This is a genomic window from Agrococcus sp. BE272 (assembly GCF_031457935.1).
Lineage (GTDB): Bacteria > Actinomycetota > Actinomycetes > Actinomycetales > Microbacteriaceae > Agrococcus > Agrococcus sediminis.
Map to the genome: position 1 here is coordinate 109,675 of NZ_JAVDXL010000004.1, position 6,542 is coordinate 116,216.

The 6,542-nt window shown below is 71.6% G+C and carries 7 protein-coding genes; 6 read left to right on the forward strand and 1 reads right to left on the reverse strand.

Translation table 11 applies throughout. The features are described from left to right. The first annotated feature begins 79 nt into the window (after positions 1–79). The gene (locus tag J2X49_RS12415) at positions 80–625 is read left to right on the forward strand and encodes a histidine phosphatase family protein (protein ID WP_310126822.1); all 546 of its coding nucleotides are present in this window, start codon (positions 80–82) and stop codon (positions 623–625) included. Further along, positions 622–1,965, forward strand: a complete 1,344-nt coding sequence (locus J2X49_RS12420; RefSeq protein ID WP_310126825.1) for an FAD-linked oxidase C-terminal domain-containing protein — start codon at positions 622–624, stop codon at positions 1,963–1,965. Before J2X49_RS12415 ends, J2X49_RS12420 begins: the two co-directional genes overlap by 4 nt. Before the next feature lie 175 nt (positions 1,966–2,140). Here J2X49_RS12420 and J2X49_RS12425 read toward each other — a convergent pair whose 3' ends face one another. Next, positions 2,141–2,512, reverse strand: coding sequence for an FKBP-type peptidyl-prolyl cis-trans isomerase (locus J2X49_RS12425; protein ID WP_246992366.1), 372 nt, complete (start codon positions 2,510–2,512; stop codon positions 2,141–2,143). 102 nt (positions 2,513–2,614) lie between these two features. Between J2X49_RS12425 and J2X49_RS12430 the strand changes: the two genes are divergently transcribed. The 4 genes from J2X49_RS12430 to J2X49_RS12445 all read left to right on the forward strand — a co-directional run bounded on the left by J2X49_RS12430 (position 2,615) and on the right by J2X49_RS12445 (position 6,449). After that, positions 2,615–3,037, forward strand: coding sequence for an OsmC family peroxiredoxin (locus J2X49_RS12430; protein ID WP_310126829.1), 423 nt, complete (start codon positions 2,615–2,617; stop codon positions 3,035–3,037). Positions 3,038–3,455: 418 nt separating this feature from the next. Continuing rightward, positions 3,456–5,183 (forward strand): carbon starvation protein A, encoded by a 1,728-nt coding sequence (locus J2X49_RS12435; protein WP_310126832.1) that lies wholly within the window; start codon positions 3,456–3,458, stop codon positions 5,181–5,183. A 4-nt stretch (positions 5,184–5,187) separates the two neighbouring features. Further along, positions 5,188–5,484 carry a cory-CC-star protein gene (locus J2X49_RS12440; RefSeq protein WP_310126835.1) on the forward strand — a complete coding sequence of 99 codons (297 nt, stop codon included), beginning with the start codon at positions 5,188–5,190 and terminating at the stop codon, positions 5,482–5,484. Further along, complete coding sequence (locus tag J2X49_RS12445) at positions 5,475–6,449, forward strand: ArsA family ATPase (RefSeq protein WP_310126837.1); 975 nt, start codon at positions 5,475–5,477, stop codon at positions 6,447–6,449. Before J2X49_RS12440 ends, J2X49_RS12445 begins: the two co-directional genes overlap by 10 nt. The last annotated feature ends 93 nt before the right edge of the window (positions 6,450–6,542 follow it).

Here is a 6,542-nt window from a genome sequence, read left to right on the forward strand (position 1 = left end):
TCATACCCTGCCAACGCGCGAGGCGCCCGGGATGTGAGGCTGTGGATGGGGCGGATCGGCGCCGCCGTAGGCTCGGAGCATGCAGATCGCCCTCGTCCGTCACGGCCAGACCGACTTCAACCGCGACGGGCGCCTGCAGGGCTCGAGCGACATCCCGCTCAACGAGACGGGCATCGCCCAGGCGCACACCGCCGCTCGGCTGCTCGCGGGCGAGCACTGGGACGCGGTCGTCTCGTCGCCGCTCGAGCGCGCGGCCGTCACCGCCGACATCATCGCCGCCGCGCTGGGGCTCGAGGTGTGCGGCCGCTACCCGAGCCTCATCGAGCGCGCCTACGGCCAGGCGGAGGGCCTCACGAAGGAGCAGGCGGTCGAGCGCTTCGGCACCGACTGGCCCGGCGAGGAGGACTTCGACGACCTGCAGCGGCGCGCCGTCGCCGCGATCGACGACGTCGCCGCCGCCAACCCGGTCGAGGCGCTCGTGATCGTCACGCACGGCACATTCATCCGCGCGTTCACCGACCACGTCACCGGCCTCGAGACCCGCACGCCCGACAACGCCCACTCGGTGCGCTTCGCCGGCACGCCCGGCGCGTGGCAGCTCGTCGACGGCCTGGTGCGCAAGTGAGCCTCGAGGCGCTGCGGGCGGCGCTGCCCGACCACGTGCTGGTCACCGACCCGGCGGCGCTCGACGTCGCGCGCGCCGACAAGTCGGGCCACCGCTCGGCGGCCGCGCCGCTCGCGATCGTCGAGGCGGAGTCGGTCGAGCACGTGCAGGCGGCGATGCGCTGGGCGAGCGAGCACGGCGTCGCGGTCGTGCCGCGCGCGGCCGGCACCGGGCTCGCGGGCGGCGCGATCGCCGGCTCGGGCGAGCTGGTCGTCTCGGTCGACCGGATGCGCAGCCTGCTGCACGTCTCCCTCGTCGACCAGTCCTGCGTGGTCGAACCGGGCATCCGCAACGCCGAGCTGAACGACCTGCTCGCCGCCCACGGCCTGTGGTGGCCGCCCGACCCGGCCAGCCGCGCCATCTCGACCGTCGGCGGCAACATCGCCACCAACGCCGGGGGCCTGCTGTGCGCGAAGTACGGCGTCACGCGCGAGTGGGTGCTCGCGCTCGACGTCGTGCTCGCCGACGGCAGCCTCATCACGACCGGCCACCGCACGGTGAAGGGCGTCACCGGCCTCGACCTGACGGCGCTGCTGATCGGCTCCGAGGGCACGCTCGGCATCATCGTCGGCGCCACGCTCAAGCTGCGGCCGCTCGTCGAGGGCGGCATCTGGACGGTCGGCGCGTTCTTCGAGGACGAGGCCATCGCCGCCGCCGCGTGCACCGCGGTCACGGCCGCGCGCATCCGCCCCGCCATCATGGAGTTCGTCGGCCGCGACGCGGTGACGATGCTCGCCGCCTACTCCGGGCAGCCGATGCACGGCGCGTTCGTGCTCGTGCAGACCGACGACCTGGGCGCCGAGGCGAGCTCCGAGACGGTCGCGCAGATCCTCGCCGCCCACGGCGGGCGCGTCGAGCGCACCGACGACCCGGGCCGGGCGGATGTGCTGGTGCAGGTGCGCAGGCAGGTGCACTGGGCGCTCGAGTCGTTCGGCACCGTGCTCGTCGAGGACGTCTCGGTGCCGCGGTCGCGGCTCGCCGACATGTTCCGCGCATGCGACGAGGCGGCCGCGCGGCACGGCGTGCGGCTCGCGACCACCGCCCACGCGGGCGACGGCAACCTGCACCCGACCTTCGTCTTCGACGGCCCCGAGCCGTCGCCCGCCATCTGGGCGTGCGCCGACGAGGTCTTCGAGGCGGCGATCGCGATGGGCGGCACGCTCACGGGCGAGCACGGCGTCGGCATCCTGAAGCGCCGGTGGCTCGTCGACGAGCTGGGCGAGCGGCAGCTGGCGCTGCAGCGTGCGGTGAAGGCGGCGTTCGACCCGGCCGGCATCCTGAACCCGGGCAAGGCGGTCTGAGCCGGCCGCCTGCTGCCGCCCGCCGCTCCGAGCCCTCGTCCGTCAACCGGTCAGGTGCGCGGCCGACCGGATAGTCCGGCTGAGCGGCCACCTGACCGGTCGACGCCCGGCCGCCCGCGCAGACGCCGAAGGAGGAGGCCCGCTCGGGGCCTCCTCCTGCGTCAGTGCGGTGTCGTTACTTGACGGCGACGAGGTCGCAGACGAAGATCAGCGTCTCGTTCGGGCCGATGACGCCGCCGGCGCCGCGCTCGCCGTAGGCCAGGTGCGGCGGGATGACGAGGCGGCGGCGTCCGCCGACGCGCATGCCCTCGATGCCCTGCTCCCAGCCCTTGATGACCATGCCGACGCCGAGCGGGAACTCGAGCGGCGCGCCGCGGTTGTAGGAGGCGTCGAACTCCTCGCCGCCGGAGTGGGTGACGCCGACGTAGTGGACGCTGACCTGCTTGCCGGCCACCGCCTCCTCACCGCCGCCAACGGTGATGTCGGTGATCTCGAGCTCAGTGGGTGCAGGGCCCTCGGGGGCCTCGATCTCGGGCTTCTCAGTCATGGCTCCATCCAAGCACGCGCGCAGTGGACGGTCGGATGCGGTGCGTAGCCTGAGGGCGTCGGCCCGCGCACCGCGGGCACGCGAACGCAAGGAGGACATCCCATGGCCATCACCTCGAACGCGAGCACCAGCTGGAGCGGCGCCCTGAGCAGCGGGTCGGGCACGACCACGCTCGGCACCGGGTCGACCTTCGACGTGACCTGGAAGGCGCGGGCCGAGGAGGGCGGCGCGACGACGCCGGAGGAGTTCATCGCGGCGGCCCACGCGAGCTGCTACGCCATGGCGTTCTCGCACGCGCTCGACGAGGCCGGCCACGCCCCGGAGTCGCTGCAGACGAGCGCGAAGGTGTCGTTCGAGCCCGGCAAGGGCATCACCACGAGCGTGCTGTCGGTGACCGGCGTGGTGCCCGGCATCGACCAGGAGGAGTTCGCCCGCATCGCCGAGGAGGCGAAGTCGGGCTGCCCCGTCTCGCAGGCGCTCGCCGGCGTCGAGATCCAGCTGGAGTCCGCCACCCTGCAGAGCTAGGGAACGAATCTTCCGAGAATCCCTCGGAATGCCCTACATTCAGCAGTAGCAACTCTCCCGCGTACCGGCTACAACTAGAGGTGACGGGGTCAACCAACAGAAGCAAGGAGCGTCTGTGTACTTCAAGCAGCTTCCCACCCACCTGCTCGTGACGCTTCGCGGCGGCGATGACGACTTCATCATCATGGGCGACGACGACTTCATCATCATGGGCGGCGGCAGCCTCTAGGCAGCCCTCCCACACCGCGGCCGCGGGCCGACCTCCGGGTCGGTCCGCGGCCGCGGTGCGTTGCGCCCGGAACTCGACGTGATGCGCAGATCCTGGGCGAACCCCTGGATTCCACTAAGGTCGTGAGCGTGCGGCGTCCAGTGCGCCGGACGTCATCCCGCAACGGCGCGCGACGGAAGGACAGACCCGATGGGTTCCCTTGTGCTCATGGTGATCGGCCTGGCGATGTTCGCCGGCGGCTACCTCATCTACTCCAAGTACCTCGCGAGACGGGTCTTCCAGCTCGACTCCGGGTTCAAGACCCCGGCCCACGACCTCAACGACGGCGTCGACTACGTCCCGACGAGCAAGTTCATCCTGTGGGGCCACCACTTCACCTCGGTCGCAGGTGCCGCGCCGATCGTCGGTCCGGCGATCGCCGTCATCTGGGGCTGGCTGCCCGCCCTCCTGTGGGTCACGCTCGGCACCGTCTTCTTCGCCGGCATGCACGACCTCGGCGCGCTGTGGGCGTCACTGCGCAACAAGGGCAAGTCGATCGGCGCGCTCTCCGGCCGCTACATCGGCAAGCGCGGCGCCAACCTGTTCCTCGTCGTGATCTTCCTGCTGCTGCTCATGGTGATCGCCGCCTTCGCGGTCGTCATCAAGAACCTGCTCATCAGCACCCCCACGGCCGTCATCCCCACGTGGGGCGCGATCGTCGTCGCCCTGCTCGTCGGCGTGGCCGTCTACCGCATGCGCTGGCCGCTCATCCCCGTCACGATCGTCGGCGTCGTCGCCCTGTATGCGCTCATCGTCGTCGGCGACAGCGTCCCGGTCGTGCTGCCCGAGTCGTTCCTCGGCATGACGCCCGCCACCTTCTGGATCCTCGCCCTGTTCATCTATGGCGCGATCGCCTCGCTGCTGCCGGTCTGGGTGCTGCTGCAGCCGCGCGACTACATCAACGGGGTGCAGCTCTTCGTCGGGCTCATCCTGCTCTTCGGCGCCGTGCTGATCGGCGCGCTCTTCTCGGCGAACCCGCCCGACATCGTCGCCCCGATGATCAACACCGCCCTGCCGGAGGGCACCCCGAGCATGGTGCCGCTGCTCTTCGTCACGATCGCGTGCGGCGCCATCTCGGGCTTCCACGGCATGGTCTCCTCGGGCACGACGTCGAAGCAGATCGACAAGGAGACGGATGCTCGCTTCGTCGGCTACTTCGGAGCCGTCGGCGAGGGCATGCTGTCGCTCGGCACGATCCTGGCCGTGATCGGCGGCTTCCAGTCGGCTGCCGAGTGGGAGTCGATCTACAGCGAGTTCGGCGCCGGCGGCGTCACGGCCTTCGTGCAGGGCGGCGGCGCCCTGATGGAGAACGGCCTCGGCCTGCCCGCGTCGCTGAGCGCGACCGTGCTCGCCACCATGGCGGTGCTCTTCGCCGCGACCACGATGGACACGGGCATGCGCCTGCTGCGCTTCGTCGTGCAGGAGATCGGGGATGCGTTCAGGGTCAGGATCACGAAGGTCCCGGCGACGCTCGTCGTCGTCGTGGTGGGTCTCGGCCTCACCTTCTCGCAGGGGCTCGGCGGCGAGGGCGGCCTGCGCATCTGGCCGCTCTTCGGCACGACGAACCAGCTCCTCGCATCCCTCACCCTGTCGATCATCGCCGTCATGCTCATCCGCAAGCGGCGCAACCCGTGGCCGGCGCTCATCCCGCTCACGCTCGTCTTCGTGCTGTCGTTCTGGGCGGCGATCGAGCAGCTCACGAGCTTCGCGGCACCGGGCAACGCCGACTGGCTGCTGTTCGCGCTCGACGTCGTCATCATCGTCGCGAGCGTCTGGGTCGGCATCGAGGCCGTGCTCGCGATGCGCCGCGCGATGAAGGAGCCGCCGGAGCACGAGCACGAGGACGCCCAGCTCGTCGCCGAGCGAGAGCGCGTCTGAGCACGTGATCCCCGCACGCCGCGGGGCCCAGCGCCGGGAGCACCGCTCTCGGCGCTGGGCCGCGCTGCGCGAGGGCCTGCACGAGTTCTACGTCGGCCCCTACCGCCGCACCTTCCTCCGCGAGCAGCGCGACGAGGACGACCTGTTCATGATCGTCGTCCTCGGCGAGGCGCTCGGCGTGCCCGACCCGGCCGCCTACTACTCTGCCGAGCTGCTGCCGGCCGTCTGGGACGACTTCCACGCCTGGCACCGACGCGTCGGCATCCCCCGATCCCCGTTGGACCACATCGCATGCTGCTAGCCATCGCGCGCTCCCGACGCATCCTCTTCGTCGGCGGCAAGGGCGGGGTCGGCAAGACCTCGGTCTCGGCCGCGCTCGCGGTGGCGCGCGCCCGCGACGGCGGTCGTGTGCTGCTCGTCTCCACCGATCCGGCCCACAACCTCGGGCACGTCTGGGATCGCGAGCTCTCGGACGAGCCGGTGCGCGTGCTCACGACCGACCACGGATGGGTGGATGCGCTCGAGGTCGATCCGCAGTCGACCATCGACCGGCACTTCGCCGCGGTCGGGGCCACCATGCGGCGCCTGCTGCCCGAGCGCCTCCACGCCTCGGCCCAGCAGCACCTCGACCAGGCGAGGTCGGCGCCAGGGAGCCACGAGTCGGCCGTGCTCGAGCGCGTCGCGGAGCTCGTCTCGAGCAGCCAGGAGACGCACGACCTCGTCATCTTCGACACCGCGCCGTCGGGTCACACCCTGCGCCTGCTCGCGCTCCCCGAGCAGCTCGGCAGCTGGACCGCCACGCTGCTCGCCAGTCGCGATCGGTCCGACCGCTTCGCCGCCGCCGCGCAAGGCATCGTGGGCGTCAAGGACGAGGAGCCGACCGCCGATGCCGAGCTGCGGCGCACGCTCGTCGCTCGCCGCGATCGCTTCGCGCACATGCGCAGCGTCGTGACGGATGCGGCGCAGACGTCGTTCATCGTCGTCACGGTCGCCGAGCGGCTGCCCGTCGCCGAATCGGTCGACGTCGTCGACCAGCTCGCGGCGCTCGGAATCGATCCCGCCGCGATCATCGTGAACCGCCGCTCGCCCGCCGACGCGGGCGCGCTGCTGGCAGCGCGGCGCGAGCAGGAAGAGCAGCAGCTGGCGCGGCTCCGCTCGGCGCTCGGTGGCATCCCCGTCGTGGAGGTCCCGCTGCTGCCCGGCGATCTGGCCGGCGCGGACGCGATGCGGACCCTAGCCGATCACGTGGCCCCGCCGAGCGCCTGAGTCGTCGGCGCGCGCTTGGCGCCGAGAGACCACGAAGGCCACCTGCTCTCGCAGGTGGCCTTCACTACTGTCTCAACACAGTGCGCGCCCGGA